We start from the raw sequence: 25571 nt of genomic DNA, 5'->3' as shown, positions 1-25571 counted from the left end.
TCTAACCCGGTTGGACGGCCGGCGCAGGCGTCGGCGCATCGCCCTCCGGGTCGTCCTCGGGCAGGTCCTGGCTGTAGCTGCAGCCCGCCAGCGTCTTGCCGGGATGGGACGACACATTGCTGACGTTGAGCACGGCCGAGTCGATCCAGACCTTGCCCGATGCCGGGTCGCGGACGTCCTCGCTGCGGACTTCCTTGCCGAACATCGCCTTGGCAGGCGTGTCGATGGCGGTTTCCAGCGCCAGCTCTTTCGCCAGCGGCCGCGGGTCGGGCAGGTCGAGCACGGCGACGATGCCGCCGCCGGAGAAGGCGATGTGGTCCGTGTCCTGCCCGAAGACGCGGATCGGCGTGGCCAGGCGGTACTCGGTCATGAACATGTTCGCCTGCGGCAACGGTTGCCAGCCCAGTGCGACCGCCTTCAGCGGATCCTCCAGCGCGGGTGCCAGCGCGGCGAGCTGCGCCAGGTCGCCGAGGCATTCGATCAGGCGGGCGAGATCGGGGCGTGTGTCCTGCGCGGCAGCGGACAGCGGGAGGCACAGCGCCAGCAGCGGCGCGAAGGTCGGGACACGCAACATGCCGTCAGTCTTCCGCATAGGGGTCGGCGATGCCGAGTTCGGCCAGGATCTCGCGTTCGAGCTGTTCCATGCACTCGGCCTCCTTGTCGTCCTCGTGGTCCCAGCCCAGCAGGTGCAGCGCGCCATGCACGGTCATGTGCGCGTAGTGCGCGGCCAGCGGCTTCTTCTGTTCCTTCGCCTCGCGCGCGACGACGGGGGCGCAGATCACCAGGTCGCCGAGCAACGGCATCTTCACGCCCTTGGGCAGCTTGACGCCCTCGGCCATCTCGGCGGGAAAGCTGAGCACGTTGGTCGCGTAGTCGCGGCCACGATAGTGCCGGTTGAGCGCGCGGCCTTCCTTGCTGTCGACGATCCGGATGGCCAGGTCCGCCTCGCGGATGCGGCCCTTCAGCGCCGCCGCCACCCACTTGCGGAAACTTAGCGCGGACGGAATGCCGGCGCGCGGCAGCGCGTAGCTGACGGCGACTTCGAGACGGACGGGGCCTTGGGTCATCTTCTTTGCTCGTCATTCCGGCCGAGGCCGGGTTTTCACCAGCCGCATGGCCGGTCATCCATTTTGCCGTTGCTTGATGATGAGCTGCGCGCGACAGGGTAATCAGAATGATCCCGGCGTGCGCCGGGATGACGGCAGAGGAATCTACGTCGTCGGGCCAGTCTCGGCATCCTTGCCATCGCGTGCATCGTAAGCCCGCACGATCTTCGCCACCAGCGGATGGCGCACCACGTCGCGGCTGGTGAAGAAGTTGAACGAGATGCCATCCACGCCGCGCAGCACCTCCAGCGCGTCCTTCAGACCGGATTTCTGGTGCTTGGGCAGGTCGATCTGGGTCAGGTCGCCGGTGACCACGGCGGTGCTGCCGTAGCCGATGCGGGTGAGGAACATCTTCATCTGTTCGATGGTGGTGTTCTGCGCCTCGTCGAGGATCACGAAGGCATCGTTGAGCGTGCGGCCGCGCATGTAGGCCAGCGGCGCGATCTCGATGACGTTCTTCTCCAGCAGCTTGACCACCTTCTCCACGCCGAGCATTTCGTACAGCGCGTCGTACAGCGGGCGCAGGTAGGGATCGACCTTCTGGGTCAGGTCGCCGGGCAGGAAGCCGAGCTTCTCGCCGGCCTCCACCGCCGGGCGCACCAGGATCAGCCGCTGCACGCGCGACTCGTTCAGCGCCTCGACCGCGCTCGCCACGGCCAGGAAGGTCTTGCCGGTGCCGGCCGGGCCGATGCCGAAGTTGATGTCGTGGGTGGCGATGGCATGCAGGTACTTGGCCTGGTTGGCGCCACGGCCGCGCACGGTGCCGCGCTTGACCTTGATGGCCACGTCCTGCGGGGCGTAGTCGGCCTCGGCGACGCGGTCGACGTTGGCCGCATTCAGGCGCAGGTGGATGGCTTCGCTGTCGAAGGTCTCGCTGGCGGATTCTTCGTACAGCGCGTGCAGCAGCTTCTCGGCGGCGGCGGCGGACTTCTCCGGCCCGGTGATGCGGAAGATGGCGCCGCGGTTGGCGATCTCCACGCCCAGGCGCAGTTCGATCTGGCGCAGGTGCGCATCGAACGGGCCGGCCAGGTTGGCGAGGCGTTCGACGTTCTCGGGCTGCAGGGTGAATTCGCGTGTGCTGGGGTCAGTCATGGGTGGGGCAGGTATCTCGTCGCGTGGGGTCAGTGGCGCGTCTGCTCGTCCGCATCGTCCACCGGCCATTGGTGGAAGACATAGACCTCGTCATCGACCAGCGCCTGGTCGAAGTGTTCGCCCTCGGGTGCGTCGTGGCGCTCGATCTGCAGCGGCTCGTCCTCCACCGAGATCACCTCCCATCCCTGCTCGCGGACGAAGGCGATGGCACGGCGCATCGGGTCCGGCGCGAAACCCGGCCGCAGGTAGCAGGTCACGAAGGCCCCGCCGGCCTCGACGAAGTCGGGGCTGTCGGGCAGGGGGCGGGCTTCCAGGGTGAACACCCACAGGCGCGGGCTGTCGGAGGAAATGGCGGCGATTCCTGGCGAACTCAAGGCGGGCGGGCAGCGTAACCCGTGGCCATGACACGAGCCATCACGTGCCGCTCGTCGGAGCGGTCTTGAAATTTAATTAAGTAATAAATTAAATGATTCTATGAAGACCTCCAGACCCCTTTCGACCGAAGCGCCCGCCAAGAAATCGGCGTCCACTCCCCCGCGCAAGCGCGCCCGCGGCCGGCGACCCACCGCCGAGTCGGCCGATCTCCGCGCCACGCTGCTCGACGCCGCCCTGGACTGCTTCGTCAGGAAGGGCATCGCCGGCAGTTCGCTGCGCGACATCGCCAGCGAAGCCAACGTGACGCCGGCACTGGTGCACTACTACTTCGGCGACAAGGCGCAGCTGCAGCAGGCGGTGGTGGCCGAGCGACTGCTGCCGGTGGTGGCGCAGATGCGCGAGCCAGTGATGCAGACCGGTGAGGGCGACGTGGCCGCGCTGGTGGCGGGTTTCGTGCATGGCATCGGCGGCGTGGTCGCCCGGCATCCGTGGCTGCCCACGCTGTGGGTGCGCGAGATCCTCTGCGAGGGCGGCGCATTGCGCGACACGATGATCCACCAGGTCGGCCCGATGCTGCCGAAGATGATGGCGGGTCGGTTCGCTGCCGCGCAGCAGGCTGGGCAGCTCAACCCGGACCTGGACCCGCGCCTGCTGATGGTGTCGCTGATCGGGCTGACCATGTTTCCGATGGCGAGCGCGCCGATCTGGCGCCAGCTGTTCGGCGCGAACGACATCGACTTCAACGACCTGCGCCGGCACACGCTGGTGCTGCTGGACCGCGGACTGGAGCTGGACCATGCGAAGTGAACTGCCCCGCGCGAATCTGGCGGTCGCGCTGATCCTGCTGACCGGCTGCAAGGCCGATGCGCCACGCGCGCTGGGCACGCTGGAATGGGACCGGGTGACGCTGCCGTCGCCGGTCGCCGAGAAGATCGTGCGCATCGACGTCCGCGAGGGTCAGCAGGTGGCCGCCGGTGCGCCGTTGCTGCAACTGGAACTGGCGCGCACGCAATCGCAGCTGGCGGCAGCGCAGGCGCAGGCCACGCAGAGCCGGGAAGCGCTGGCGGAACTGCGTGCCGGCCCACGCGGCGAAGACATCGCGCAGGCGCGCGCCAGCTTGGCCGCGGCGCAGGCGCAGGCCCGCGATGCCGACGCGTACTACGCGCGCCTGCAGCCGTTGGGACGGCAGCAGCTTGTCGCCGCGTCCGAGGTCGATCGCGCACGCGCGGCATCGCAGAGCGCGCAGGCGCAGGTGCGGCAGGCGCAGGCGGCGCTGCTGGAACTGGAGCGCGGCACGCGCGTCGAGCAGGTCGCGCAGGGCGCTGCTGCCGTCGTGTCCGCCGAAGCGCAGGCCGCCGTACAGGCCGTCACGCTGGACAAGCTGAATGTGGTGGCGCCGCGCGCGGGCCGCATCGACAGCCTGCCGTACAAGCTGGGCGACCAAGCGCCGGTCGGCGCGCCGCTGGCGGTGATGCTGGTCGGCGACGCGCCGTATGCGCGGGTCTACCTGCCGCAGGCACAGCGCAACACCCTGAAGGTCGGCGACAGCGTGCAGGTGCGTCTGGATGGACAGGACAAGGCATACGCAGGCCGCGTGCGGATGGTCCGCAGCGAACCGAGCTTCACGCCGTACTTCGCGCTGACCGGGCAGGACGCGGCACGGCTCAGCTACCTGGCCGAAATCAGCCTGGGCAAGGAGGCGGCCGACCTGCCGGTCGGTGCGCCAGTGCAGGTGGTGTCCGATGGCGACCAGTGACGGGAGCCTCGCGATCCGCGTCCGTGGACTGACCAAGCGCTTCGGTGCACTGGTGGCGGTGAACGAAGTCGATCTCGACGTGCCGCGACGCAATGTCTACGGCTTCCTTGGTCCGAACGGTTCCGGCAAGTCCACCACCATTCGCATGCTGTGCGGCCTGCTGACCCCGAGCGCCGGCGACATCGAGGTGCTGGGCTTGCGCATTCCCGAGCAGGCCGACCCGCTGCGCACCCGCATCGGCTACATGACGCAGAAGTTCTCGCTGTTCGAGGACCTGACGGTGCGCGAGAACCTCGAGTTTCTCGCCGCGGTGCAGGACATCCCGCGCGCGCAGGCGCGGCGTCGGATCGACGCGCTGGTCGAGCAGTACCACTTCCAGGACCGGCAGAAGCAACTCGCAGGCACGATGAGCGGCGGACAGAAGCAGCGCCTTGCACTGGCGGGCGCGGTGATCCACGAACCGGAACTGCTGTTCCTGGACGAACCCACCAGCGCGGTCGATCCGGAGTCGCGCCGCGACTTCTGGGAGAAGCTGTTCGAGCTGGCTGATGCAGGCACCACGCTGCTGGTGTCCACGCATTACATGGACGAAGCCGAGCGCTGCCACCGCATCGCCATCCTCGACCGCGGCGTGCTGGTCGCGGACGGCACACCGGAGGCACTGACCGGCGAGCTGGCCGGGCGCACGCTGGTCGTCGAGGCCGCACAGCCACGCCAGGCACAGAAGGTGCTGATCGGCCTGCCGGGTGTGATCAGCGTGGCCCAGATCGGCAACGTGCTGCGTGTGCTGGTGGCCGAGAACGGCGATGCCGCCGCGCACATCGCGCAGGGCCTGCTGAGCGCAGGCATCGAAGCGGGTGTGTCGGCGTCACAGGCCAACCTGGAGGACGTCTTTGTCTCCGCCACGCGCGGCCAGCCGGCGCGCGAGGAGGCCGCATGAACCTGCGCCGCCTGATGGCCGTGATGGTGAAGGAGGTCCGCCAGATGCGTCGCGACCGCATCACCCTGGCGATGATCGTCGGCATCCCGGTGATGCAACTGCTGCTGTTCGGCTACGCGATCAACACCAACCTGCGCGACCTGTCAGCAGGCATCGCCGACCAGGCCCGCACCTCGGTGTCGCGCGCGCTGGTGGCGGACATCGTCGCCACCGGCGTGGTCGCGCCGACGCGGGAGGCGGCCACGCCTCAGGAACTGGTGGATGCGATGCGCCGCGGCGAAATCAGCATCGGCATCGTCATTCCGCCGGACTACGAACGCCGTCGCGCGGAAGGTCGAGAGGCCGTGCAGATCTTCGTGGACGGCAGCGACAACGCCGTGCAGAGCGCTGCCGCCCAGCTTGCGCAGATGCCGCTGGACGGCAGCAGTGGTCCGCTGGCGACGCGCGCGATCAGCGTGGTCGGCTTTTACAACCCGCAGCGACGCTCGGCGGTGAACATCGTGCCCGGGCTGATCGGGGTGATCCTGACCATGACCATGGTGCTGTTCACCGCAGTGGCCATCGTGCGCGAGCGCGAGCGCGGCAACATGGAGCTGCTGATCGCCACGCCGGTCAGCAGCGCCGAACTGATGATCGGCAAGGTGTTGCCGTACGTGGCCATCGGCTTGGTGCAGACGACGGTGGTGCTGGCGCTGGGCACATGGCTGTTCCAGGTGCCGCTGGGTGGCAGTCTGCTGCATGTCTACATCGCCGCCTGCCTGCTGATCGTGGCCAACCTGACGCTGGGCCTGCTGATCTCCACCCGCGCGCAGTCGCAGTTCCAGGCCATGCAGATGACGTTCTTCATCTTCCTGCCGTCGATCCTGCTGTCCGGCTTCATGTTCCCGTTCGCCGGCATGCCGAAGGCGGTGCAATGGATTGCCGAAGCGCTGCCGCTGACGCACTTCCTGCGCCTGATCCGCGGCGTGATGCTGCGTGGCGCCGGTCTGTGGGAGCTGTGGGCGGACGTGCTGGCATTGCTGGCCTTCACCGCGGTGATGATGACGGCGGCAATCCTGCGGTTCCGCAAGCGGCTGGACTGATAGGCTGGCGCTTCATCCGACCCTGGAGTGCCGCAATGGACGAAGCCTCGATTGGTGCGGTGGTGGACGCCATGTACGCCATGATCTCGGGACCCGCCGGTCCCCGTGACTGGTCGACGCAGGCGGCGGTCTTCCATCCCGACTGCCGGCAGATGCGCACCGGCGTGGATGCGCAGGGAACGCCGTGGCGGCAGTCGTTCTCGCTGGCGGAATATCGCGCAAACGCCGACGCACTGCTGGCGCAGATGGATTTTTTCGAGGTCGAGACCGGGCGCGAAGTGCGCGTATTCGGCAACATCGCCCACGTGTGGAGCGCGTACGAAGCGCGCCACGCGCCCGAAGACGCCGTGCCGGAGCGGCGCGGCATCAACAGCATCCAGCTCTACAAGGGCGAGGATGGCTGGAAGATCATCCACATGATCTGGGACAACGAGCGCGACGGCGTACCCTTGCCTGCCGTCGGCTAGCGTTGCTCGGCTCAGTCGGTGCCGACGATGCGCCCGCGCAGCGAGTTGGACAGCGCCTCGGTGATCAGCACGTCGACGAACTGGCCGACCAGCCGCGGCGGCGCGGGGAAGTTCACCGAGCGCATGTTCTCGGTCTTGCCGGTCAGCTCGTTCGGGTTTTTCTTCGACGGCCCTTCCACCAGCACCGACTGCACCGTGCCAACCATGCGCTGCGAGATGCCGGCGGCATACGCGTTGATATGCTGCTGCAGGCGTTCCAGGCGCGCGTGCTTCACCGCGTCGGAGATGTCGTCTTCCAGGTCGGCGGCCGGCGTGCCGGGCCGGCGCGAATAGATGAAGCTGAAGCTCTGGTCGAAGCCGACGTCCTCGATCAGCTTCATGGTCTTCTCGAAGTCGGCGTCGGTCTCGCCGGGGAAGCCGACGATGAAGTCCGAGCTGATCGAGATGTCCGGGCGTACCGCGCGCAGCTTGCGGATCTTCTGCTTGAACTCCAGCGCGGTGTAGCCGCGCTTCATCGCCGACAGTACGCGGTCGCTGCCCGCCTGCACGGGCAGGTGCAGGAAGTTGGCCAGCTGCGGCACGTCGCGGTAGGCATCTACCAGCGAGTCGCTGAACTCCAGCGGATGCGAGGTGGTGAAGCGGATGCGGCCGATGCCGTCGATCTCGGCGATGGTGCGGATCAGCAGGCCGAGGTCCGCGATCTCGCCTTCGCCATAAAGGCCGCGATAGGCATTGACGTTCTGGCCGAGCAGGTTGATCTCGCGCACGCCCTGCGCGGCCAGCTGCGCCACTTCCACCAGCACGTCCTCGAACGGACGGCTGACTTCGGTGCCGCGGGTGTAGGGCACCACGCAGAACGAGCAGTACTTGGAACAGCCTTCCATGATCGACACGAACGCCGACGGGCCCTCGGCGCGCGGCTCGGGCAGGCGGTCGAACTTCTCGATCTCGGGGAAGCTGATGTCGACCTGCGGCTTGTTCTGCTCGCGGCGGGCGCGGATCAGTTCCGGCAGGCGGTGCAGGGTCTGCGGACCGAACACCAGGTCCACGTAAGGCGCGCGCTTAACGATGGCCTCGCCTTCCTGCGACGCCACGCAACCGCCCACACCGATGATGACGTCGCGGCCGCCGGCCTTCAGCGCCTTCCACCGGCCGAGCTGGCTGAACACCTTCTCCTGCGCCTTCTCGCGGATGGAACAGGTGTTGACCAGTACCACGTCGGCTTCTTCAGGGTTGTCGGTCAGTTCCAGCCCGTCCGAGGCGGCGAGCACGTCGGCCATCTTGGCCGAGTCGTACTCGTTCATCTGGCACCCGTGGGTCTTGATGTAGAGCTTTCCGCGCACCTGCTCGGGCGCACGCGGGCGTCCGATGGGCAGGGGAACGAGGGCGGGGTCGGTCACGGCAGGGCCGGCCGTGGTCGGCAGTTCGGGGGCTTGCGTCCCGGTCATGGCGCTTAATCCAGTCGGGTGGGCGGGCAGGGCTGCGTAGTCTACGCGCTGTCCCCGCGGCCGGTAGCCGGGTCGGATGGCGTTGATAGGGGATATCGGGCCCGGACAGGGCTGCCGTGCCGCCGATGCGTCGAACTCCGACCGGCGGCACAGATTGGAGGAAACCTTTGTTGGACAAGGACTTGGCAATCACCCGGGAATCCCGGACACTGCGCGGCATGAGGGGGACTCTGACGCTTCTGGCCATGCTGGCCGCGTTGACCGCACTGCCGGCCAGCGCGGGCACGCTGTACAAGTGCACCGGCGCCGACGGTGTGCCGGCGTACGTCAGCAAGCGTGTCAGCGGTTCCCGCTGCGAAGTCGTGAGCCGCTACACGCCCGACCGCAGCCGCCCGACCCAGGTCGCCTCGGTCTCCCGTCCTGTCGAAACCACCCCGGCCATCGGGGCCGCCAATGCCCCGGCGCTGTCCGATTCGGCCAGTGCCATCGTCCCGGCCGCCGTCACGGCGCCGGTACCCGCCGCGACCGGTCCGCGCCGCGTGGTCAGCGGGCAGGTCTATTCCTATATCAAGGATGGCGTGCGCCACTACACCAGCGCGCGTCCGCAGGGCGGCACCCAGGTGGCCAGCCTGCGCACCATCAAGTACAGCTACATCGAAACCTGCTTCGCCTGCGGCAACCCGGGCGTCGATTTCGGCCGGCTGCGGCTGAATACCTCCGCCTACCAGGCCGAGATCGCCGCGGCCTCGCGCGAGTTCGGCGTGGAAGAGGCCGTGCTGCGCGCGATCATGCACGCCGAGTCCTCGTACAACCCGATGGCGCTGTCGCATGCCGGCGCGCAGGGCCTGATGCAGCTGATGCCGGCCACGGCGCGCCGGTTCGGCGTGACCGATTCCTACAACGCCGGCCAGAACATCCGCGGCGGCGCGCAGTACCTGTCCTGGCTGCTGAAGCGCTTCAACGGCAACCTGACGCTGGCCGCCGCCGGCTACAACGCCGGTGAGGGCGCGGTGGACCGCCACGGTGGCGTGCCGCCGTACAAGGAAACCCAACGCTACGTGCAGCGCGTGGCCGTGCTGGCCGACCGCTACCGCCAGGCCGTCGCCGCGCGCTGAGTCGCGGCGGGCGCCTTGGGCGCACGCAAGCCTTTGATTCCACGGCAGCCGTTGTCGGCCCATTAAGCCATCCGTTACACTTTGCCGTCTTTTGCGGCCCGCACCGGTATCTGGGGTGCGGCCTTGGCAGCCTTTTTAGCTACCTGATTGTTTTGCGGAGTGCCGGATGGCCATCGATGGGGTCAATGGGCCTGTGAATACGGGCCGACGCCGGTTCCTGACTGCGACCACCGCGGTGGTGGGTGCAGTGGGTGCCGGTATTGCAGCAGTACCTTTTATCAAGTCGTGGAATCCGAGCGCCCGCGCCAAGCTGGCCGGTGCCCCGGTGACCGCCGACCTGACCGGCCTGCAGGAAGGCCAGCGCCTGATCCTGGAATGGCGCGGCCAGCCGATCTGGATCGTCAAGCGCTCCAAGGCGATCCTGGACGCACTGCCCACCCTGGACGGCAACCTGCGCGACCCGCAGTCGGCCAACAAGGACCAGCAGCCGTCGTACATCACCGGTGAAGCGCGCTCGCTGAAGCCGGAGATCTCCGTGCTGGTCGGGCTGTGCACCCACCTGGGCTGCTCGCCGGAAATGGCCGCCGAGATCAAGCCGGAGCCGTACGACCCGGACTGGAAGGGCGGCTACTTCTGCCCCTGCCACAAGTCGCGTTTCGACATGGCCGGCCGCGTCTACCAGGGCGTGCCCGCACCCACCAACCTGGTGGTCCCGCCGCATTACTACGAGAACGACACGACCATCATCGTCGGCCTCGACCCGCAGGGGGGCGCATAAGCCATGGCGAACATCATCACCCGTACCGCCGATGGCGTCGTGGACTGGTTCAACGCGCGCGCGCCGGGCTTCATGCCCGTGTACCGCAAGCACATGAGCGAGTATTACGCGCCCAAGAACTTCAACATCTGGTACATCTTCGGCGTGCTGTCGATCGTGGTGCTGGTCAACCAGATCCTGACCGGCATCTTCCTGACGATGCACTTCAAGCCAAGCGCGGCGGAAGCCTTCGCCTCGGTCGAATACATCATGCGCGACGTGGAGTGGGGCTGGCTGATCCGCTACATGCACAGCACCGGCGCCTCGCTGTTCTTCATCGTCGTCTACATCCACATGTTCCGCGGCCTGATGTACGGCTCGTACCAGAAGCCGCGCGAGCTGGTGTGGATCCTCGGCATGCTGATCTACCTGGTACTGATGGCCGAAGCCTTCTTGGGCTACGTGCTGCCGTGGGGCCAGATGTCGTTCTGGGGCGCGAAGGTCATCATCTCGCTGTTCGGCGCCATCCCGGTGATCGGCAACGGCCTGACCGAGTGGATCATGGGCGACTACCTGCCCAGCGACGCCACCCTCAACCGCTTCTTCGCGCTGCACGTCATCGCGCTGCCGCTGGTGCTGCTGCTGCTGGTGGTGCTGCACATCTTCGCGCTGCATGAAGTCGGCTCGAACAATCCGGATGGCGTGGAGATCAAGAAGGGACCGAAGGGCAACCGCTGGTCGCCGACGGCGCCGGCCGACGGCGTGCCGTTCCACCCGTACTACACGGTCAAGGATGGCTTCTACGTCGGTGGCTTCCTGATCTTCGCGGCCTTCATCGTGTTCTTCGCCCCCGCCATGGGCGGCTGGTTCCTGGAGCACGACAACTTCACCGAAGCCAACCGCCTGGTCACTCCGGAGCACATCAAGCCGGTGTGGTACTACACGCCCTACTACGCGATGTTGCGCGTGGTGCCGCACAAGCTGTCCGGCGTGCTGGTGATGTTCGGCGCCATCGCGATCCTGTTCCTGGTGCCGTGGCTGGACCGTGCCAAGGTCAAGTCCTACCGCTACCGCGGCCTGCTGTCCAAGCTGCTGCTGGGCGTGTTCGCCATCTGCTTCATCTGGCTGGGCAAGATCGGCGCCGGCCCGGGTACGGATCCGGTGGAGACGATCATCGGCCGCTTCCTGACCGCCTTCTACTTCCTGTTCTTCCTGACCATGCCGATCTGGACCAGGATCGACAAGACCAAGCCAGTGCCCGACCGGGTGACGACGCATGACTAAGACTTTCGCCTCTCGCCTAGCTGTCTTCGCCAGCGGGTTGCTGATTTCGTTCTCCGTGTTCGCCGCCGGCGGCGGCGAGAAGCTGCAGGCCGGCAACGACCTGGGCGACCGCGCGTCGCTGCAGCGTGGTGCCCAGCTGTACATGAACTACTGCGCCGGCTGCCACTCGCTGAAGTACATGCGCTATTCGCGCATGGCCGAGGACCTGGGCCTGACCGAAGACGAGGTGATGAACAACCTCAACTTCACCGGCGCCAAGTTCGGCGAGCAGATCCAGGTATCGATGCCGCACGACCCGGCCACCAAGTGGTTCGGCAAGATGCCGCCGGACCTGAGCGTCATCTCGCGCGTGCGTGGCAGCGACTGGATCTACACCTACCTCAAGTCGTTCTACCTGGACGAGTCGCGTCCGCTGGGCTGGAACAACAAGCTGTTCCCCAACGCGTCCATGCCCAATCCGCTGTGGGAGCTTCAGGGCCTGCAGCACGCCGAGTTCGGCCAGCCCGACCCGGCCACCGGCGAGCGGCACGTGGAAAGCCTCAAGGTGACCCAGGCCGGGCGCCAGGATGCGCGCGAGTTCGACCAGACGGCGCGCGACATCACCAACTTCCTGGAGTATGTCGGCGAGCCGGCGGCCCTGAAGCGCCAGAGCATCGGCGTGTGGGTGATCCTGTTCCTGTCGGCGCTGACGTTCCTGGCCTACCTGCTGAAGCAGGAGTACTGGAAGGACGTCCACTAAGCGATGTCGCGCACCCGCGCTCCGGTGCAGGCGGTGACGCCTGCACCGGCACGGGAAGTGCCAGGCTGGGGTTGCTTGGCTTTTTCCGGCGCGGATTGCACACTCAGGGACCGTGGCGACCGTCAGCAAGGGGCTGGCGGCGTCGGTGCGATCGGCGGATTCCGGTCGTCGGAGAGCCGTGAATGGCTGCGAGCCCACGTATGCGCAATACACTGACGTTGTTTTCCTCCACCGATGACGTGCTCTGCCACCGCGTGCGGCTGGTGCTCGCCGCCAAGGGCGTGAGCTACGACCTGGTGCCGGTGGATCCGCAGAATCCGCCCGAAGACCTCATCGATCTGAATCCCTACCACTCCGTGCCCACGCTGGTGGAACGCGATCTGGTGCTGTACGCCGCCTCGGTGGTGAGCGAATACCTCGACGAGCGTTATCCGCATCCGCCGCTGATGCCGGTCGATCCGCTGTCCCGCGCGCGCCTGCGCCTGGCCATGCTGCGCATCGAACACGACTGGGTGCCGCAGGTGCAGGCCATCCAGCTGGGCAACAAGCAGCAGGCCGAAGCGGGCCGCAAGCGCCTGAAGGAACTGCTGACCGCCTCGGTGCCGCTGTTCAAGGCGAGCAAGTTCTTCCTCAATCCCGAGATGAGCCTGGCCGATTGTGCGATGGCCCCGATCATCTGGCGCCTGCCGTCGCTGGACGTGCCGCTGCCCAAGGACGGCAAGGCGATCGAGGACTATGGCAACCGCATCTTCCGGCATCCCGGCTTCCTCCGCAGCCTGACGGATCCCGAGAAGAAACTGCGCGAGATCCCGGTCTGACCGACCGACTTGCGGACCAGACGCGCGGGCGTTCCTGCGCGCCGGACCGCCGAGAAGTGACATGACCGACGCCTCTTCCCGCATGACCAGCCATCGCCCCTATCTGCTGCGGGCGTTGAACGAATGGATTGCCGACAACGGCATGACGCCGCACCTGCTGGTGGACGCGACGATGGCGGGCGTGCAGGTGCCCGCAAGCGCGGTGAAGGAAGGCAAGGTGGTGTTGAACATCGCCGAGCGCGCCGTGGTGCGGCTGATGATCGACAACGATGCGGTCAGCTTCACCGCGAGGTTCGGCGGCGTCAGCCATGCGGTGCACGTGCCGATCAGCGCGGTGCTGGCGATCTATTCGCGCGAAACCGGTCAGGGCATGGCCCTGCCGGATGACGTGCCGCACGACACGGACGCCAGTGGCGACGATGACGTGACCACCTCGCAGGACACGCCGCCTGACGACGATGCGCCGCCACCCGCGGGCAAGCGTCCTCCGTTCCTGCGCGTGGTGAAGTAAGCCGGTTGTCCCGTCCGGCCCGCCACAGCGGGCGGGTGCGGCGGATCAGTGCGGTTCGATCGACGTGATCGACGGCGCCACCGGTCCCACGAACGAGACCAGCTGACCCTTGCGCAGGACCAGTCGCCCGACATGGCGATCGATGCCATCGTGCGAGTACTCGAACCGGAAGCTTCGCTCGAAGCCCAGCCAGCCGTCCTCGCCGCGGGCCAGGCGCAGGCCGTTGGCATGGACGCTCTGGTCCAGCCAGATGACGCCGGCGGCCTTGCAGGCGTTACGCCCCAGCGCGCCCGCGCGTTCGGCGGCGGCTCGCGCCGCATTCCAGTACGCGAATGCCGCGCCGCCGGCGATCAGCCACATCAGCGCACTGAGCGGCGACAGGTTCATGGCGCTGGACCGAGCTTCATCGACAGGTCGATGGCGCGGACGTGCTTGGTCAGGCCGCCGATCGAGACGAAGTCGACCCCGTCGGCCGCGATGCCGCGCAGCGTGGTCAGGTCGACGCCCCCGGAGACTTCGAGCGGGATGCGGCCGGCATACGGTGCGGCCCTGGCGCGACGCACCGCCTCGCGCCGGGTCTCGGCATCGAAGTCGTCGATCAGGATGCGCTCGCACCCCGCTGCCAGGGCTTCGTCGAGCTGCGCCAGCGTCTCCACTTCCACGATCAGCGGCAGCGACGGCTGCGCGCTGCGGGCCGCGCGGATGGCCGCCACCAGCGAGCCGGCGGCACGGACGTGGTTCTCCTTCAGCATCACCGCGTCGTACAGACCGATGCGGTGGTTCTGTCCGCCGCCGCAGCGCACGGCGTATTTCTGCGCCAGCCGCAGGCCGGGCAGGGTCTTGCGGGTGTCCAGGATGGTGCAGCCGGTGCCGCGCACCGCCTCCACGTACGCGGCGGTGACGGTGGCCGTGCCGGACAGGGTCTGCAGGAAATTCAGCGACGCGCGTTCGGCGGTGACCAGCGCACGCGCGCGCCCGGCCAGCGTGGCCAGCACGGTGCCGGCGGTGACGCGGTCGCCGTCCTGCACGCGCCATTCGATCCGCACGTCGGGATCGAGCGCGCGGTGGCAGGCATCGAACCACGGGCGGCCGGCGATGACGGCTTCTTCCTTGCACAGCAGGTAGGCGATGTCGGCGGTGTCCGGCAACAGCGCTGAGGTGACGTCGCCGCCGCCGACATCCTCGGCCAGCGCGCGACTGACGTCCGCAGCGATGACGTCGGCGGGCGGCGGCGTCAGTTGCGTGCTCATCGTGAGGGGAAGTCGCCGGCCTGTGCGGTGGCGATCGCTTCCTCGGCGAGCAGGACGGGGATGCCGTCCTCGACGCGGTACACGGTCTTGCGGTCGTGCGTCACCAGCGCCTCGCGCAGCGGCTCGGTCTGCGCGGTGTCGTCGGCGCGTTTGACCTGGCCCTCGGCGATGGCGCGATTGAGCGCTTCCAATCCGCGTGCATCGAGCATGGCCAGCGGCTGGCGGGTGGTGGGACAGCAGAGCAGGTCCAGCAATTTGCGGTCCATAGGGACTCGTTCAGCGATTCGGTCAGGAGGGTAGAATACGTCTTTGCGACCGAGGACGGCCATGACCGCCAGCGTTTCCAGCCCCGTGGTGGGCATCGTGATGGGCTCCCGCTCCGACTGGGAGACCATGCAGCATGCCGCGCACAAACTGGATGCGCTGGGTGTTCCCTACGAGGTGAAGGTGGTCTCGGCGCATCGCACGCCGGACGTGCTGTTCGCCTATGCGGACGAAGCGGCATCGCGCGGCCTGCGGGCGATCATCGCCGGCGCCGGCGGCGCGGCGCACCTGCCCGGCATGCTGGCGGCGAAGACCGTAGTGCCGGTACTAGGCGTGCCGGTGCAGTCGAAGGCGCTCAACGGCATGGACTCGCTGCTGTCCATCGTGCAGATGCCGGCCGGCATCCCGGTGGCGACGTTCGCGATCGGCAACGCGGGTGCCGCGAATGCCGGCCTGTTCGCTGCCGCACTGCTGGCGCCGGAGTATCCGGCCATCGGTGCCGCGCTCGATGCCTTCCGCACACGCCAGACCGACGACGTCATGGCGCACGACGATCCCCGCCTGCCGCTATGACGACGGTAGGCATCCTGGGGGGCGGGCAGTTGGCCCGCATGCTGGCGCTCTCGGGCGCGCCGCTCGGCCTGCGCTTCCTGGTGATGGATACCGCCGCTGACGCGTGCGCGGGCCAGTTCGCGCCGCTGCTGGTCGGCGACTATCGCGACGAGGCCGCGCTGGCCGAATTCGCCTCGAAGGTGGACGTGGCCACGTTCGATTTCGAGAACGTGCCGTCCGAGAGCGCCGAGTGGCTCGCCAGCCGCGTCCCCGTATTCCCCAATCCGCGCGCGCTGGCCGTGGCGCAGGATCGTCTGGTGGAGAAGACCCTCTTCCGTGACCTCGGCATCCCCGTCGGCCCGTTCGCGGATGTCGACAGCCTGGATGCGTTGAAGGCCAACGTCGGGCGGCTGGGGGGTGCGTGCATCCTCAAGACGCGTCGACTGGGATACGACGGCAAGGGCCAGTTCCGCATCAAGTCGCCGGCGGATGTCGATGCCGCGTGGCAGGCGCTGGGCGCGCAGGCCGCCACGGTTGGCCTGATCGTCGAAGCCTTCATTCCGTTCGAGCGGGAGTTGTCGGTGATCGCGGTACGCAGTCGCGATGGCGAATTCCGTACCTGGCCGCTGACCGAAAACTGGCATGTCGACGGCGTGCTGTCGGCAAGCCTGGCGCCCGCATGCGTCGATGACGCCCTGGCCGAGGCGGCGTATGCGCATGCGCGGCGATTGGCCGAGGCGCTGAACTACGTGGGCGTGTTCGCGCTGGAGCTGTTCTATCGTGACGGCGAGCTGCTCGCCAATGAGATGGCCCCGCGCGTGCACAACTCCGGCCACTGGACGATCGAAGGCGCGGAAACGTCGCAGTTCCAGAATCATCTGCGCGCGGTGCTTGGCCTGCCACTGGGCGAGACGCGGGTACTCGGCCACGCCTGCATGCTCAACTGGATCGGCGAGATGCCGGATGCGCGCGCCGTGCTGCAGGAAGCCGGTGGGCACTGGCACGACTACGGCAAGGAATCCCGTGCCGGTCGCAAGGTCGGCCACGCCACGCTGAGAGCGGAGGATGCGTCTTCGCTGGCGCAGGCGCTGGCGCGCGTGGGCGCAGGCCTGGGGCGCGACGCGCAGGTGGCACCGGTCGTCGCGCGCCTGTCCGCGTAGCCCGGCCCCTCACGCGCGGCGCGCAAAAGAAAACGGCCGGGTTTCCCCGGCCGTTTTGCGTGGTGCGTGGACCTGGGCTCAGCGCAGGTTGCCGGCCACGAAGTCCCAGTTCACCAGCGCCCAGAACGATTCCACGTACTTCGGGCGCGCATTGCGGTAGTCGATGTAGTAGGCGTGTTCCCACACGTCGATGGTCAGCAACGGCTTGTCCTCGCCGGTCAGCGGGGTGGCGGCGTTGGAGGTGCTGACCAGCGCCAGCGAGCCATCCGGGCGCTGCACCAGCCAGCCCCAGCCGGAGCCGAAGGTGCCGATGGCGGTCTTGGTGAACTCTTCCTTGAACTTGGCGAAATCGCCGAAGGTCTTGTTGATCAGCTCGGCCAGCTTGCCGGTCGGCTCGCCGCCGCCGTTGGGCTTCAGGCCATTCCAATAGAAGGTGTGGTTCCACACCTGCGCGGCGTTGTTGAACATGCCGCCCTGCGACTTGCGCACGATCTCTTCCAACGACGCGTCGGCGAACTCGGTGCCTTCGATCAGCTTGTTGAGGTTGTCGACGTAGGTCTTGTGGTGCTTGCTGTAGTGGAAATCGATGGTCTCGCCGGAGATGTGCGGCTCCAGGGCGGTGCGGTCGTAGGGCAGGGGGGGCAGTTCGATGGCCATGGCTCGGTTCCTTACGCTAGGCGGGTAGAAGGGGCAGTGCCGGCATCGGCGGGCGATGCAAAGGCTTACACTATGCAATCCGCGGGCGAGGCCGGCGGAACGGACCGAAAGTGTACCCGACGGTGGTTGCCAAACCGTCAAGGAAGGAGAAATCAGCATGCCGGTGATGGAACGCATCCAGGCCGAAGTGGATGGCCACCCGATCGTCCTTTTCATGAAGGGCACTCCGCAGTTCCCGATGTGCGGCTTCTCCAGTCGTGCCGTGCACGCGCTGCGCGAAGCGGGCGCCGAACATCTCCATACCATCAACGTGCTGGAAGAGCCCGAGATCCGCGCCAACCTGCCGCGCTTCTCCAACTGGCCGACGTTCCCGCAGCTTTTCATCAATGGCGAGCTGATCGGCGGTTGCGACATCACCCTGGAACTGCACGAATCCGGCGAGCTGGAGCGGATCGTGACCGAGGCGTTCGCCCAGTGAGCCTGGTCGGCCTGCCGACGCGCGCGCCTCGCGCGCTGGACCAGCGTGTCGTGCTGGTCAGTGGCGCCCATGGCGGCCTGGGCAGTGCGGCGGCGGTCGCGTGCGCCGAAGCCGGCGCGACGGTCGTGCTGCTGGGACGCAGGCTGCCCAAGTTGAATCGCGTGTACGACGCCGTCGCGAAGGTCGGTGCCGAGCCGCTGCTGTATCCGCTCGACCTAGAGGGCGCGACGCCCGATGACTACGCCGAACTGGCCGATCGCCTGCAGGCGGAACTGGGCCGGCTGGATGGCGTGCTGCATTGCGCGGCCGAGTTCAAGGGCCTGACGCCGCTCGAGCACACCGATCCGGCGGCCTTTGCCCGCATCGTGCACGTCAACCTCACCGCACCCTGGTGGCTGTCGCAGGCCTGCCTGCCCTTGCTCAAGCAGTCGGATGACGCCGCCCTGGTCTTCAGTGTCGACGACCTTGGCCGGGTGGGGCAGGCGTACTGGGGTGCCTACGGCGTGGCCCAGCACGGGCTTGCGTCGCTGGTGGGCATGCTGCATGCCGAACTGGCCACCGGCAGCGTGCGGGTTTCCGCGCTGCAGCCCGGGCCCATGCGCACGGCGCTGCGTTCGCGGGCCTATGCCGACGACACCGACGCGCAGGCGCGCGATGCCGGCGACTACGCCGCCGCCTGTGTCACCCTGCTGTCATCTGCCGGCGCCGCGCACAGGGGGGAGATATGGAAGGTGCGGGCATGACCATCCTGTCGGCGGCGCTGCTGCTGTTCCTGATCCTGGACCCGCTGGGTAACATCCCGGTGTTCCTCAGCGTGCTCAAGCCGCTGCCGCCGCGTCGCCAGCGCATCGTGGTGGTGCGCGAACTGCTGATCGCGCTGGTCGTGCTGATGCTGTTCCTGTGGGGCGGCAAATACGCGCTGGAAATGATGCACCTGCGGCAGGAGTCAGTGGCCATCGCCGGCGGCATCGTGCTGTTCCTGATCGGCGTGCGGATGATCTTTCCCCGGCCGGAAGGGCTGATGGGTGAACTGCCGGGCGGCGAGCCCTTCATTGTGCCGCTGGCCATTCCGCTGGTGGCCGGCCCCTCCGGCATGGCGGCGGTCATGCTGATGGGCAGCAACGACCCGTCCCGGCTCGGCGACTGGAGCCTGGCCCTGCTGCTGGCCTGGGGGGCCACGGCGGTGATCCTGTTCTCGGCGACGGTGCTCTACAAGTGGCTGGGCCGGCGGGTACTGACCGCCATCGAGCGCCTGATGGGCATGCTGCTGGTGGCCATCTCCGTGCAGATGGTGCTGGACGGCATCGGCACCTACCTCAAGCTGACCCCCCCCAACATCTGACCCCCATCGTCCGCGGGGCAGCGGCGTACCGGGCGCCGGGCGGGTTCGCCCGCAGGCGGTCCGGCTGTCATGTTGCGCTGCGGAAATTTGTCATGCGGCGGTCACAAAATGGTCCTATCGTGTTAACCTGTTATTAACCTCCGCGGACGCCGCGTGGGCCATGGGAACCCCTAAGCACGCCCTTCGAAACGACCTCCACGGTCGCTTCCGCGTACGTCCTGTCAGCCAGCTTCGCCACATCACTCCCGTACCGAGGTTTATCCGATGAACCAATCCCGTCGTCTTCGCCTGTCCAAGCTCAGCCTTGGCCTCGTCGTCGCGCTCGCCGCCGCTCCCGCCTTCGCGCAGAGCACCTCGGCCGGTGTGGGCGGCCTGGTCACCGACAATGGCGGCCAGCCCGTCGCCGGCGCCGAGGTGACCATCACCCACGTCGAATCCGGTACGGTCAGCCGCGCCACCACCGATGCCAGCGGTCGCTACACCGCGCGCGGCCTGCGTGTGGGCGGTCCCTACCAGGTGACCATCACCAAGTCCGGCTCGGGCACCAAGACCGAAGACAACGTCTTCCTGCAGCTCAACCAGACCAGCACCATCAACGCCGCGCTGACCGGCGACCTGACCACGCTGGAAACGGTCACGGCGGTGGGCTTCTCCGGTGGCTCGGAAGTCTTCAGCGCGACCAAGATGGGCTCGGGCACCAGCGTCGATCGCGTCACCATCGAGAACCTGCCGTCGGTCAACGGCAACATCCAGGATTACATGCGCCTCGATCCGCGCGTGACCTTCAGCGACCGCGCCTCGGGCAGCATCACCGCCGGCGGCCAGAACCCGCGCTTCAACAAGATCACCATCGACGGCGTGTCGGCCAGCGACACCTTCGGCCTGGAAGGCAACAACATGCCGACCCAGCGCCAGCCGGTCTCGATGGAAGCCATCGAAGCCATCGACATCAACCTGTCCAACTACGACGTGACGATGGCCGGCGCCGCCGGCGCCAACGTCAACGCCGTCACCAAGTCGGGTACCAACGAGTTCCACGGTTCCGTGTACGGCAGCTACCGTGACGGCGACTGGTTCGGCGACTACCCGGCGCGCATCGCCGGCAGCTCGCTCGACGTGACCGGCCTGCCGTTCGACGAGTACGACGACGAGACCACCTGGGGCGTGACCCTGGGCGGCCCGATCGTCAAGGACAAGCTGTTCTTCTTCGCCAACTACGAGAAGTTCAAGCAGAGCAACATCGGTCCGGCCGGCAAGAGCCAGGGCACCAATCCGCTGGCCGCCGGCACCGCCGATTTCAGCGCCGCAGACCTGGCCGCCGTGCAGGACATCGCGCGTGACGTGTGGGGCTTCGAACCGGGCGACCTGACCGGTGGCGGCGACACCGAGCTTGAAGAATATGCGTTGAAGCTGGACTGGAACATCAGCGACGCGCACCGCGCGAGCCTGCGTTACAGCAAGCTGGAACAGAACCGCGTGCGTCCGGAAGCGTCCACCGCGAACGTGCTTTCGCTCAGCTCCAACTGGTACAACCACGTCAAGACGGTGGAAAGCTACGTCGGCCAGCTGTTCAGCGACTGGTCCGACACGTTCTCGACCGAGTTCAAGGTGTCCTACCGCGACTACTCGGCCGTCCGGGTCAGCCCGACCACCGCGCCGACCATCCAGGTGTACTTCGACGACGGCGTCACCGGCAACGGCAACGACAGCCCGATCGGCACCAACAACAACAGCTTCAGCGGCCTGGACGCGATTCGCCTGGGTACCGAGCGCAGCTCGCCGGGCAACGCCCTGCTGACCGAGACGTGGAACTACTTCGGTGCGGCCACCTGGACGGTGGGCGATCACGACTTCAAGTTCGGCGCCGAGTACAGCGAGAACGAGATCTACAACTTCTTCCTGCAGGATTACTGGGGCAACTACAGCTTCTACGTGCCGCGTCCGCTGGTGGGCGGCGTGCGGGTGTCCGATTTCAGCAACCTGACCGCCGGTCGCTACTTCGACTACGACCTGCAGACCAACCCGACCAATGCGGACATGATCGCCGCGCGCTACAAGAACAAGAGCCTCGGCTTCTTCGTGCAGGATACGTGGTACGTCACGCCCAACCTGACGCTGACGCTCGGCGTGCGCGCCGACAAGCCCACCGCCAGCCCGGATGCGCCGTTCAACGCGTGCTTCTCGGCCGCGCCCGGCACCGTCAATGCAGCCTGCGGCACGGGCTATACCGGTGGCTTCGGGATCGCCAACAACAATACGTATAACGGCGACTACATCATCCAGCCGCGCTTCGGCTTCAACTACACCTTCGACTGGGAGCGTCCGGCCCAGTTGCGCGGTGGTATCGGCCTGTTCCAGGGCGACGCCCCGCAGGTGTGGGTGGGCAATGCCTACAGCAACACGGGCATGAACTACATCTCCTACCAGAACTACACCAACCCCGCGCTGGTTCCGTTCAGCGCCGATGGCCTGAACCAGAACGTGCCGCCGGGCGGCGCGGGCGTGCGCAACGTCAACGCCATCAGCGACGACTTCGAGCTGCCGTCGGTGTGGAAGGCCAACCTGGCGATCGATGTCGAGACGCCGTGGAACGGCATCGTGGCGTCGGCCGAACTGCTGCTGACGGACGTCAAGAACGGCCTGTTCTACCGCACGCTCAACGTCGGTCCCGGCTACGTCGGTCCGGACGGCCGCGTGCTGTACTGGAACCCGAACAGCACGCGTCCGTTCGGCAACACCGCCGCAGGCACCGGCGCGTTGGCGCCCAACGGCGCGCGCACCGGTCGCAACACCTACTTCGGTGACGTCTTCCTGCTGGAGAACACCAACAAGGGCAAGGGCCAGCAGCTGACGGTTTCGCTGTCCAAGCCGGTCTCGGAAGACAGCGACTGGTCGTGGACCGTGGGCTACACCCGCACCAACGCCGAGGAAGTCTCGGCGCTGACCAGCTCCACCGCGGGTTCGGGCTATGGTTCGCAGCTGGGCGCCAGCATCAACGAGCCGACCAGCAGCACGGCGCGTTACGAGATCAAGGACCGCTTCAGCGGTTCGCTGAACTGGTCGCACAAGTTCTTCGGTGACTACGCCACCCAGGTCGGTCTGTTCTACGAAGGCCGCAGCGGCCGTCCGTACAGCTACATCTTCAACGGCGACGCCAACGGCGACAACCGCACCTTCAACGACCTGTTCTACGTGCCGGCGGGCCGCGGCGACGTGCTGTTCGGCAACCTGAGCGCCACCGGCCAGTTCACTGCCGATCCGGTCATGGAGCAGGCGTTCTGGACGTGGCTGGAGCAGCAGGATGGCCTGAGCCGTTACGCGGGTACCTACGCGCCGGAGAACGGCTTCACCTCCGGCTGGGTCAACACCTTCGACATCCGCATCAGCCAGGAGCTGCCGGGCTTCATGAAGGGCCACAAGTCCAAGATCTGGCTCGACATCCAGAACGTCGGCAACCTGATCAACGACGACTGGGGCCACATCATCGACTACGGCTTCAACGCCAACAACGCGGTCGCCTCGCTGCGCGGCATCTACAACGGCCAGTACGTGTATGGCTACCGCAGCGGCACGGAGTTCGGCCAGTCGACGGCGCTCGGTATTCCGACCAACGCCGACAGCCAGACCAACGGCATCTCGCAGTGGTCGCTGTCGGTGGGCCTGAAGTACGAGTTCTGATCCGCAGCCGCATCGCGGAAGGCAACACGAACGGCCGGGGAAACCCGGCCGTTTTCTTTTTGGGCGGACTCCTCTTGCCTGCGCGACTGCGCTAAAGTCCCGCCTCTGACGAACGAAGACAGGAAATTCCCATGAGTGAAACGGCATCGAGGGCGTTGCCGGTGCAGGACGCGCGGATCTACCCGCGCGGTGGCCTGGACGTGCTTTCCCGCGCCGAAGTGGCACGCCTGCGCGACGCCTCCAGTGGCGGCATGCACGAGCTGCTGCGCCGCTGCGCACTGGCCGTGCTGACCAGCGGCAGCGCGTCGGACGATCCGCGCGCGGCGCGCGACCTGTATCCGGATTTCGACATCCAGGTGCTGCAGCAGGACCGCGGCGTGCGCATCGACCTGATCAACGCGCCGGCCATGGCCTTCGTCGACGGCGAGATCATTCGCGGCATCGCCGAGCTGCTGTTCGCCGTGGTCCGCGACCTGGCCTACACCGCGATCGAACTCGGCCCGGAGTATGCGGCCGACCTGGAATCCTCCGCCGGCATCACCAATGCGGTGTTCGGCCTGCTGCGCAACGCGCGCATCCTCAAGCCCAGCGACCCCAACCTGGTGGTGTGCTGGGGCGGCCACTCGATCTCACGGGATGAATACCTCTATACCAAGCAGGTGGGCTACGAGCTGGGCCTGCGCGGGCTGGACATCTGCACGGGCTGCGGTCCCGGTGCGATGAAGGGGCCGATGAAGGGCGCGACCATCGCGCACGCCAAGCAGCGTCGCGCTAAGACGCGCTACATCGGCGTGACCGAGCCGGGCATCATCGCCGCCGAGTCGCCCAACCCGATCGTCAACCATCTGGTCATCATGCCGGACATCGAGAAGCGCCTGGAGGCCTTCGTCCGCATCGGCCACGGCATCATCGTGTTCCCCGGCGGCGTCGGTACGGCCGAAGAGATCCTGTACCTGCTCGGCATCCTGCTGCATCCGGACAACGCGCACCTGCCGTTCCCGCTGATCCTCACCGGTCCGACCATCGCGGCGCCGTACTTCGAGCAGATCGACCGTTTCATCCGCCTGACGTTGGGCGACGCGGCAGCCGAGCGCTACGAGATCATCGTCGGCGACCCGGTGGCGGTGGCGAAGAAGATGGTGGCCGGTATCCGCAAGGTGCGCGAGTACCGCATCGAGCACAAGGACTCGTTCTTCTTCAACTGGGCCATCCAGATTCCCGAGGACTACCAGCAGCCGTTCGTTCCGTCGCACGAGGCGATGGCGGGGCTGCAGCTTCGTCCCGGCCGCGACGTCCATGATCTGGCCGCGGACCTGCGTCGCGCGTTCTCCGGCATTGTCGCGGGCAACGTCAAGGAGGACGGCATGCGCCGGATCGAGGAATTCGGTCCGTTCGAGATCCATGGCGACGCCGCCATGATGCAGGCGCTGGACGCCCTGCTGCGCGCCTTCGTCGAACAGCGGCGCATGAAGATCGCCGGCGAGTACCGACCCTGCTATCGCGTAGCGACCTGACGCCTCGCGCTAGTCGGCGGTGCCGAGCGGCAAGCGGATGACGGCGAAGTAGCGGCCATCGGCAATGCGCGTCTCCACGCGTCCGCGGCCCTCGGTTGCGGCGTGGATGCGCGCCCGCACCGAACTGAGGCCGACCTGATGGCCTGCCGCAGCGCGCGACGAGGCCGGCGGCAAGGTGTTGGAGACGGACACCTGCAGGTAGCCGTCGACCGTCTCGACCCGGATGCCCACCTGACCGCCCGAGGTGGAGGGTTCGATGCCATGGCGGATCGCGTTCTCGGCCAACGGCTGGATGGACAGCGTGGGCACCTGCAGCGAGGGCAGCGCTTCGGGGACCTCCCAGTCAAGATGCAGCCGATCCCCAAGGCGGAGCTGTTCGATCTCCAGGTAGCGGCGCGCAAGCGACAGATCCTCTTCCAGCGGGAGCGCGTCACGCTGCGACAGCGCCGCCCGGAACAGGTCCGACAGATCCAGCAACAGCTGTTCGGCCAAGTCGGGCTTGGCATGCAGCAGCGAGATGCCGGTGTTGAGGGTGTTGAACAGGAAGTGCGGCTGGATGCGGGCCTGCAGGGCCTGGAGTTTGGCGTGTTCGGCGCTGACGGCCAGTTGCTTCGCGTTCCACTGCGCCTGGAACGCGGCCAGACCCAGCAGCCCCATGATCAGCGCGATGGCGGTGACCCGGATCGAAAAGGCCATCCATCCGCCATCTGGAACGGGCATGAGCTCATGCAATGTCACCCAGCCGATCAGCAGGACGATCCAGGTGCTGGCGAGGAAGGCGCCAAGCCCCACCTGAGCGACGAAGGGCGGGCTGATCCGTGACAGCCAGCGGCGCATCAGGTAAAGCAAGCCCAGCGATGTGAGTGCGATCCACTGGATCGCCAACGACGCAACCCCGAAGTACGCCAGACGATCGCCCTCCCGGCCCGGGGCAATGGCCAACACCGCAGCCAACGCCTCTCCGGCCAGCAGCACCCAGACCAGTGTTCGTGCTTGCCAAAGGGTATCGAGCGGGCTCAGCGCGTTGTTAGAGGGGGGGGCGGTCATGGCGTGGGTTTTCGGGGATTGCCGCCATCATGCCGCAATGCCTTCGCCTCGCCGGGCTCCGGGTTGCCTTTTAGGGGACGGATTGCGCCGTTCATTCCGTAAGCGCTGGTGCCCAGGGGTTGGGCGGGGCTAGGGTGGA

General features: G+C 67.2%; 28 protein-coding genes. 18 read left to right on the top strand and 10 right to left on the bottom strand.

Annotation, left to right across the window (positions count from 1 at the left end; all coding sequences use genetic code 11):
• Position 1: 1 nt before the first annotated feature.
• From ASD77_RS01225 to ASD77_RS01210, 4 genes are all read right to left on the bottom strand, one after another.
• The gene (locus ASD77_RS01225) at positions 2-574 is read right to left on the bottom strand and encodes a hypothetical protein (protein WP_055936173.1); all 573 of its coding nucleotides are present in this window, start codon (positions 572-574) and stop codon (positions 2-4) included.
• A 4-nt stretch (positions 575-578) separates the two neighbouring features.
• On the bottom strand, positions 579-1067 hold the full coding sequence (ybeY, locus tag ASD77_RS01220) for an rRNA maturation RNase YbeY (RefSeq protein ID WP_055936170.1): 489 nt from the start codon (positions 1065-1067) through the stop codon (positions 579-581).
• A 144-nt stretch (positions 1068-1211) separates the two neighbouring features.
• A complete protein-coding gene (locus ASD77_RS01215; RefSeq protein WP_055936167.1) occupies positions 1212-2198 on the bottom strand; it encodes a PhoH family protein in 987 nt (328 codons plus the stop codon).
• 29 nt (positions 2199-2227) lie between these two features.
• On the bottom strand, positions 2228-2572 hold the full coding sequence (locus tag ASD77_RS01210) for a hypothetical protein (RefSeq protein WP_156383421.1): 345 nt from the start codon (positions 2570-2572) through the stop codon (positions 2228-2230).
• A 100-nt stretch (positions 2573-2672) separates the two neighbouring features.
• On the opposite strand from ASD77_RS01210, the gene ASD77_RS01205 reads away from it, so the two are divergent.
• From ASD77_RS01205 to ASD77_RS01185, 5 genes are read left to right on the top strand one after another with little or no spacing between them, the layout of a single operon-like run.
• The gene (locus ASD77_RS01205; RefSeq protein WP_055936161.1) at positions 2673-3380 is read left to right on the top strand and encodes a TetR/AcrR family transcriptional regulator; all 708 of its coding nucleotides are present in this window, start codon (positions 2673-2675) and stop codon (positions 3378-3380) included.
• Positions 3370-4329: an HlyD family secretion protein gene (locus ASD77_RS01200; protein WP_055936158.1), complete on the top strand. Its 960-nt coding sequence runs from the start codon at positions 3370-3372 to the stop codon at positions 4327-4329. Before ASD77_RS01205 ends, ASD77_RS01200 begins: the two co-directional genes overlap by 11 nt.
• A 13-nt stretch (positions 4330-4342) precedes the next feature.
• On the top strand, positions 4343-5269 hold the full coding sequence (locus ASD77_RS01195) for an ABC transporter ATP-binding protein (protein WP_156383556.1): 927 nt from the start codon (positions 4343-4345) through the stop codon (positions 5267-5269).
• Positions 5266-6351 carry an ABC transporter permease gene (locus ASD77_RS01190; protein WP_055936152.1) on the top strand — a complete coding sequence of 362 codons (1086 nt, stop codon included), beginning with the start codon at positions 5266-5268 and terminating at the stop codon, positions 6349-6351. The genes ASD77_RS01195 and ASD77_RS01190 overlap by 4 nt, the downstream gene beginning before the upstream one ends.
• 35 nt (positions 6352-6386) lie before the next feature.
• Positions 6387-6818, top strand: coding sequence for a hypothetical protein (locus ASD77_RS01185; RefSeq protein WP_055936149.1), 432 nt, complete (start codon positions 6387-6389; stop codon positions 6816-6818).
• Between the two features lie 11 nt (positions 6819-6829).
• Here the strand turns inward: ASD77_RS01185 and miaB are convergent, their stop codons facing one another.
• Entirely contained in the window at positions 6830-8266 is a 1437-nt protein-coding gene (miaB, locus tag ASD77_RS01180) for a tRNA (N6-isopentenyl adenosine(37)-C2)-methylthiotransferase MiaB (protein WP_055936144.1), read from the bottom strand.
• A 218-nt stretch (positions 8267-8484) separates the two neighbouring features.
• On the opposite strand from miaB, the gene ASD77_RS01175 reads away from it, so the two are divergent.
• The 6 genes from ASD77_RS01175 to ASD77_RS01150 all read left to right on the top strand — a co-directional run bounded on the left by ASD77_RS01175 (position 8485) and on the right by ASD77_RS01150 (position 13490).
• Entirely contained in the window at positions 8485-9381 is an 897-nt protein-coding gene (locus ASD77_RS01175; protein WP_055936142.1) for a lytic transglycosylase domain-containing protein, read from the top strand.
• Positions 9382-9547: 166 nt separating this feature from the next.
• Positions 9548-10159 (top strand): ubiquinol-cytochrome c reductase iron-sulfur subunit, encoded by a 612-nt coding sequence (gene petA / locus ASD77_RS01170; RefSeq protein WP_055936139.1) that lies wholly within the window; start codon positions 9548-9550, stop codon positions 10157-10159.
• Between the two features lie 3 nt (positions 10160-10162).
• Positions 10163-11422, top strand: a complete 1260-nt coding sequence (locus ASD77_RS01165; RefSeq protein WP_055936136.1) for a cytochrome bc complex cytochrome b subunit — start codon at positions 10163-10165, stop codon at positions 11420-11422.
• A complete protein-coding gene (locus ASD77_RS01160; RefSeq protein WP_055936133.1) occupies positions 11415-12161 on the top strand; it encodes a cytochrome c1 in 747 nt (248 codons plus the stop codon). The genes ASD77_RS01165 and ASD77_RS01160 overlap by 8 nt, the downstream gene beginning before the upstream one ends.
• A 182-nt stretch (positions 12162-12343) precedes the next feature.
• Positions 12344-12979: a glutathione S-transferase N-terminal domain-containing protein gene (locus ASD77_RS01155; protein WP_055936130.1), complete on the top strand. Its 636-nt coding sequence runs from the start codon at positions 12344-12346 to the stop codon at positions 12977-12979.
• A 61-nt stretch (positions 12980-13040) separates the two neighbouring features.
• Positions 13041-13490, top strand: coding sequence for a ClpXP protease specificity-enhancing factor (locus ASD77_RS01150; protein WP_055936127.1), 450 nt, complete (start codon positions 13041-13043; stop codon positions 13488-13490).
• Positions 13491-13535: 45 nt separating this feature from the next.
• On the opposite strand, the gene ASD77_RS01145 is transcribed toward ASD77_RS01150, so the two are convergent.
• Genes ASD77_RS01145 through ASD77_RS01135 form a run of 3 tightly spaced genes read right to left on the bottom strand, consistent with a single transcriptional unit; the run spans position 13536 to position 15006 of the window.
• Positions 13536-13877 carry a DUF3301 domain-containing protein gene (locus tag ASD77_RS01145; protein ID WP_055936124.1) on the bottom strand — a complete coding sequence of 114 codons (342 nt, stop codon included), beginning with the start codon at positions 13875-13877 and terminating at the stop codon, positions 13536-13538.
• Complete coding sequence (gene nadC / locus ASD77_RS01140) at positions 13874-14740, bottom strand: carboxylating nicotinate-nucleotide diphosphorylase (protein WP_055936120.1); 867 nt, start codon at positions 14738-14740, stop codon at positions 13874-13876. The genes ASD77_RS01145 and nadC overlap by 4 nt, the downstream gene beginning before the upstream one ends.
• Positions 14737-15006 (bottom strand): Trm112 family protein, encoded by a 270-nt coding sequence (locus ASD77_RS01135; RefSeq protein WP_055936117.1) that lies wholly within the window; start codon positions 15004-15006, stop codon positions 14737-14739. The genes nadC and ASD77_RS01135 overlap by 4 nt, the downstream gene beginning before the upstream one ends.
• A 61-nt stretch (positions 15007-15067) precedes the next feature.
• Here ASD77_RS01135 and purE point away from each other — a divergent pair, with 61 nt between their 5' ends.
• Positions 15068-15577: a 5-(carboxyamino)imidazole ribonucleotide mutase gene (gene purE / locus ASD77_RS01130; protein WP_055936112.1), complete on the top strand. Its 510-nt coding sequence runs from the start codon at positions 15068-15070 to the stop codon at positions 15575-15577.
• Positions 15574-16716, top strand: coding sequence for a 5-(carboxyamino)imidazole ribonucleotide synthase (locus ASD77_RS01125; RefSeq protein ID WP_055936109.1), 1143 nt, complete (start codon positions 15574-15576; stop codon positions 16714-16716). The genes purE and ASD77_RS01125 overlap by 4 nt, the downstream gene beginning before the upstream one ends.
• 78 nt (positions 16717-16794) lie before the next feature.
• Here ASD77_RS01125 and ASD77_RS01120 read toward each other — a convergent pair whose 3' ends face one another.
• Entirely contained in the window at positions 16795-17373 is a 579-nt protein-coding gene (locus ASD77_RS01120) for a Fe-Mn family superoxide dismutase (RefSeq protein ID WP_055936105.1), read from the bottom strand.
• A gap of 157 nt (positions 17374-17530) precedes the next feature.
• On the opposite strand from ASD77_RS01120, the gene grxD reads away from it, so the two are divergent.
• The 5 genes from grxD to ppnN all read left to right on the top strand — a co-directional run bounded on the left by grxD (position 17531) and on the right by ppnN (position 24385).
• The gene (gene grxD / locus ASD77_RS01115; RefSeq protein ID WP_055936103.1) at positions 17531-17851 is read left to right on the top strand and encodes a Grx4 family monothiol glutaredoxin; all 321 of its coding nucleotides are present in this window, start codon (positions 17531-17533) and stop codon (positions 17849-17851) included.
• Positions 17848-18594 (top strand): SDR family NAD(P)-dependent oxidoreductase, encoded by a 747-nt coding sequence (locus ASD77_RS01110; RefSeq protein WP_082563059.1) that lies wholly within the window; start codon positions 17848-17850, stop codon positions 18592-18594. The genes grxD and ASD77_RS01110 overlap by 4 nt, the downstream gene beginning before the upstream one ends.
• Positions 18591-19193 carry a YhgN family NAAT transporter gene (locus tag ASD77_RS01105; RefSeq protein WP_055940830.1) on the top strand — a complete coding sequence of 201 codons (603 nt, stop codon included), beginning with the start codon at positions 18591-18593 and terminating at the stop codon, positions 19191-19193. Before ASD77_RS01110 ends, ASD77_RS01105 begins: the two co-directional genes overlap by 4 nt.
• A gap of 264 nt (positions 19194-19457) precedes the next feature.
• Complete coding sequence (locus ASD77_RS01100) at positions 19458-22871, top strand: TonB-dependent receptor (protein ID WP_156383420.1); 3414 nt, start codon at positions 19458-19460, stop codon at positions 22869-22871.
• Between the two features lie 125 nt (positions 22872-22996).
• A complete protein-coding gene (gene ppnN / locus ASD77_RS01095; RefSeq protein WP_162247622.1) occupies positions 22997-24385 on the top strand; it encodes a nucleotide 5'-monophosphate nucleosidase PpnN in 1389 nt (462 codons plus the stop codon).
• Between the two features lie 9 nt (positions 24386-24394).
• On the opposite strand, the gene ASD77_RS01090 is transcribed toward ppnN, so the two are convergent.
• Complete coding sequence (locus ASD77_RS01090) at positions 24395-25432, bottom strand: histidine kinase (protein WP_055936099.1); 1038 nt, start codon at positions 25430-25432, stop codon at positions 24395-24397.
• Between the last annotated feature and the right edge of the window lie 139 nt (positions 25433-25571).

This window comes from Pseudoxanthomonas sp. Root65, assembly GCF_001427635.1.
Classification (GTDB): Bacteria; Pseudomonadota; Gammaproteobacteria; order Xanthomonadales; family Xanthomonadaceae; genus Pseudoxanthomonas_A.
Note: the sequence above shows the minus strand (reverse complement) of the source record. Positions and strands in the feature narration are given on the sequence as shown.

Bases quoted from the DNA above. Each gene is read 5' to 3' on its own strand.
- ASD77_RS01105 (WP_055940830.1), top strand. From the start codon at position 18,591: ATGACCATCCTGTCGGCGGCGCTGCTGCTGTTCCTGATCCTGGACCCG.
- ybeY (WP_055936170.1), bottom strand. From the start codon at position 1,067: ATGACCCAAGGCCCCGTCCGTCTCGAAGTCGCCGTCAGCTACGCGCTG.
- miaB (WP_055936144.1), bottom strand. From the start codon at position 8,266: ATGACCGGGACGCAAGCCCCCGAACTGCCGACCACGGCCGGCCCTGCC.
- ASD77_RS01145 (WP_055936124.1), bottom strand. From the start codon at position 13,877: ATGAACCTGTCGCCGCTCAGTGCGCTGATGTGGCTGATCGCCGGCGGC.
- ASD77_RS01155 (WP_055936130.1), top strand. From the start codon at position 12,344: ATGGCTGCGAGCCCACGTATGCGCAATACACTGACGTTGTTTTCCTCC.
- ASD77_RS01125 (WP_055936109.1), top strand. From the start codon at position 15,574: ATGACGACGGTAGGCATCCTGGGGGGCGGGCAGTTGGCCCGCATGCTG.
- ASD77_RS01190 (WP_055936152.1), top strand. From the start codon at position 5,266: ATGAACCTGCGCCGCCTGATGGCCGTGATGGTGAAGGAGGTCCGCCAG.
- ASD77_RS01225 (WP_055936173.1), bottom strand. From the start codon at position 574: ATGTTGCGTGTCCCGACCTTCGCGCCGCTGCTGGCGCTGTGCCTCCCG.
- ASD77_RS01185 (WP_055936149.1), top strand. From the start codon at position 6,387: ATGGACGAAGCCTCGATTGGTGCGGTGGTGGACGCCATGTACGCCATG.
- grxD (WP_055936103.1), top strand. From the start codon at position 17,531: ATGCCGGTGATGGAACGCATCCAGGCCGAAGTGGATGGCCACCCGATC.
- ASD77_RS01215 (WP_055936167.1), bottom strand. From the start codon at position 2,198: ATGACTGACCCCAGCACACGCGAATTCACCCTGCAGCCCGAGAACGTC.
- ASD77_RS01150 (WP_055936127.1), top strand. From the start codon at position 13,041: ATGACCGACGCCTCTTCCCGCATGACCAGCCATCGCCCCTATCTGCTG.
- ASD77_RS01135 (WP_055936117.1), bottom strand. From the start codon at position 15,006: ATGGACCGCAAATTGCTGGACCTGCTCTGCTGTCCCACCACCCGCCAG.
- nadC (WP_055936120.1), bottom strand. From the start codon at position 14,740: ATGAGCACGCAACTGACGCCGCCGCCCGCCGACGTCATCGCTGCGGAC.
- ASD77_RS01200 (WP_055936158.1), top strand. From the start codon at position 3,370: ATGCGAAGTGAACTGCCCCGCGCGAATCTGGCGGTCGCGCTGATCCTG.
- ASD77_RS01090 (WP_055936099.1), bottom strand. From the start codon at position 25,432: ATGACCGCCCCCCCCTCTAACAACGCGCTGAGCCCGCTCGATACCCTT.
- ASD77_RS01175 (WP_055936142.1), top strand. From the start codon at position 8,485: ATGAGGGGGACTCTGACGCTTCTGGCCATGCTGGCCGCGTTGACCGCA.
- ASD77_RS01165 (WP_055936136.1), top strand. From the start codon at position 10,163: ATGGCGAACATCATCACCCGTACCGCCGATGGCGTCGTGGACTGGTTC.
- ASD77_RS01205 (WP_055936161.1), top strand. From the start codon at position 2,673: ATGAAGACCTCCAGACCCCTTTCGACCGAAGCGCCCGCCAAGAAATCG.
- petA (WP_055936139.1), top strand. From the start codon at position 9,548: ATGGCCATCGATGGGGTCAATGGGCCTGTGAATACGGGCCGACGCCGG.
- purE (WP_055936112.1), top strand. From the start codon at position 15,068: ATGACCGCCAGCGTTTCCAGCCCCGTGGTGGGCATCGTGATGGGCTCC.
- ASD77_RS01120 (WP_055936105.1), bottom strand. From the start codon at position 17,373: ATGGCCATCGAACTGCCCCCCCTGCCCTACGACCGCACCGCCCTGGAG.
- ASD77_RS01160 (WP_055936133.1), top strand. From the start codon at position 11,415: ATGACTAAGACTTTCGCCTCTCGCCTAGCTGTCTTCGCCAGCGGGTTG.
- ASD77_RS01100 (WP_156383420.1), top strand. From the start codon at position 19,458: ATGAACCAATCCCGTCGTCTTCGCCTGTCCAAGCTCAGCCTTGGCCTC.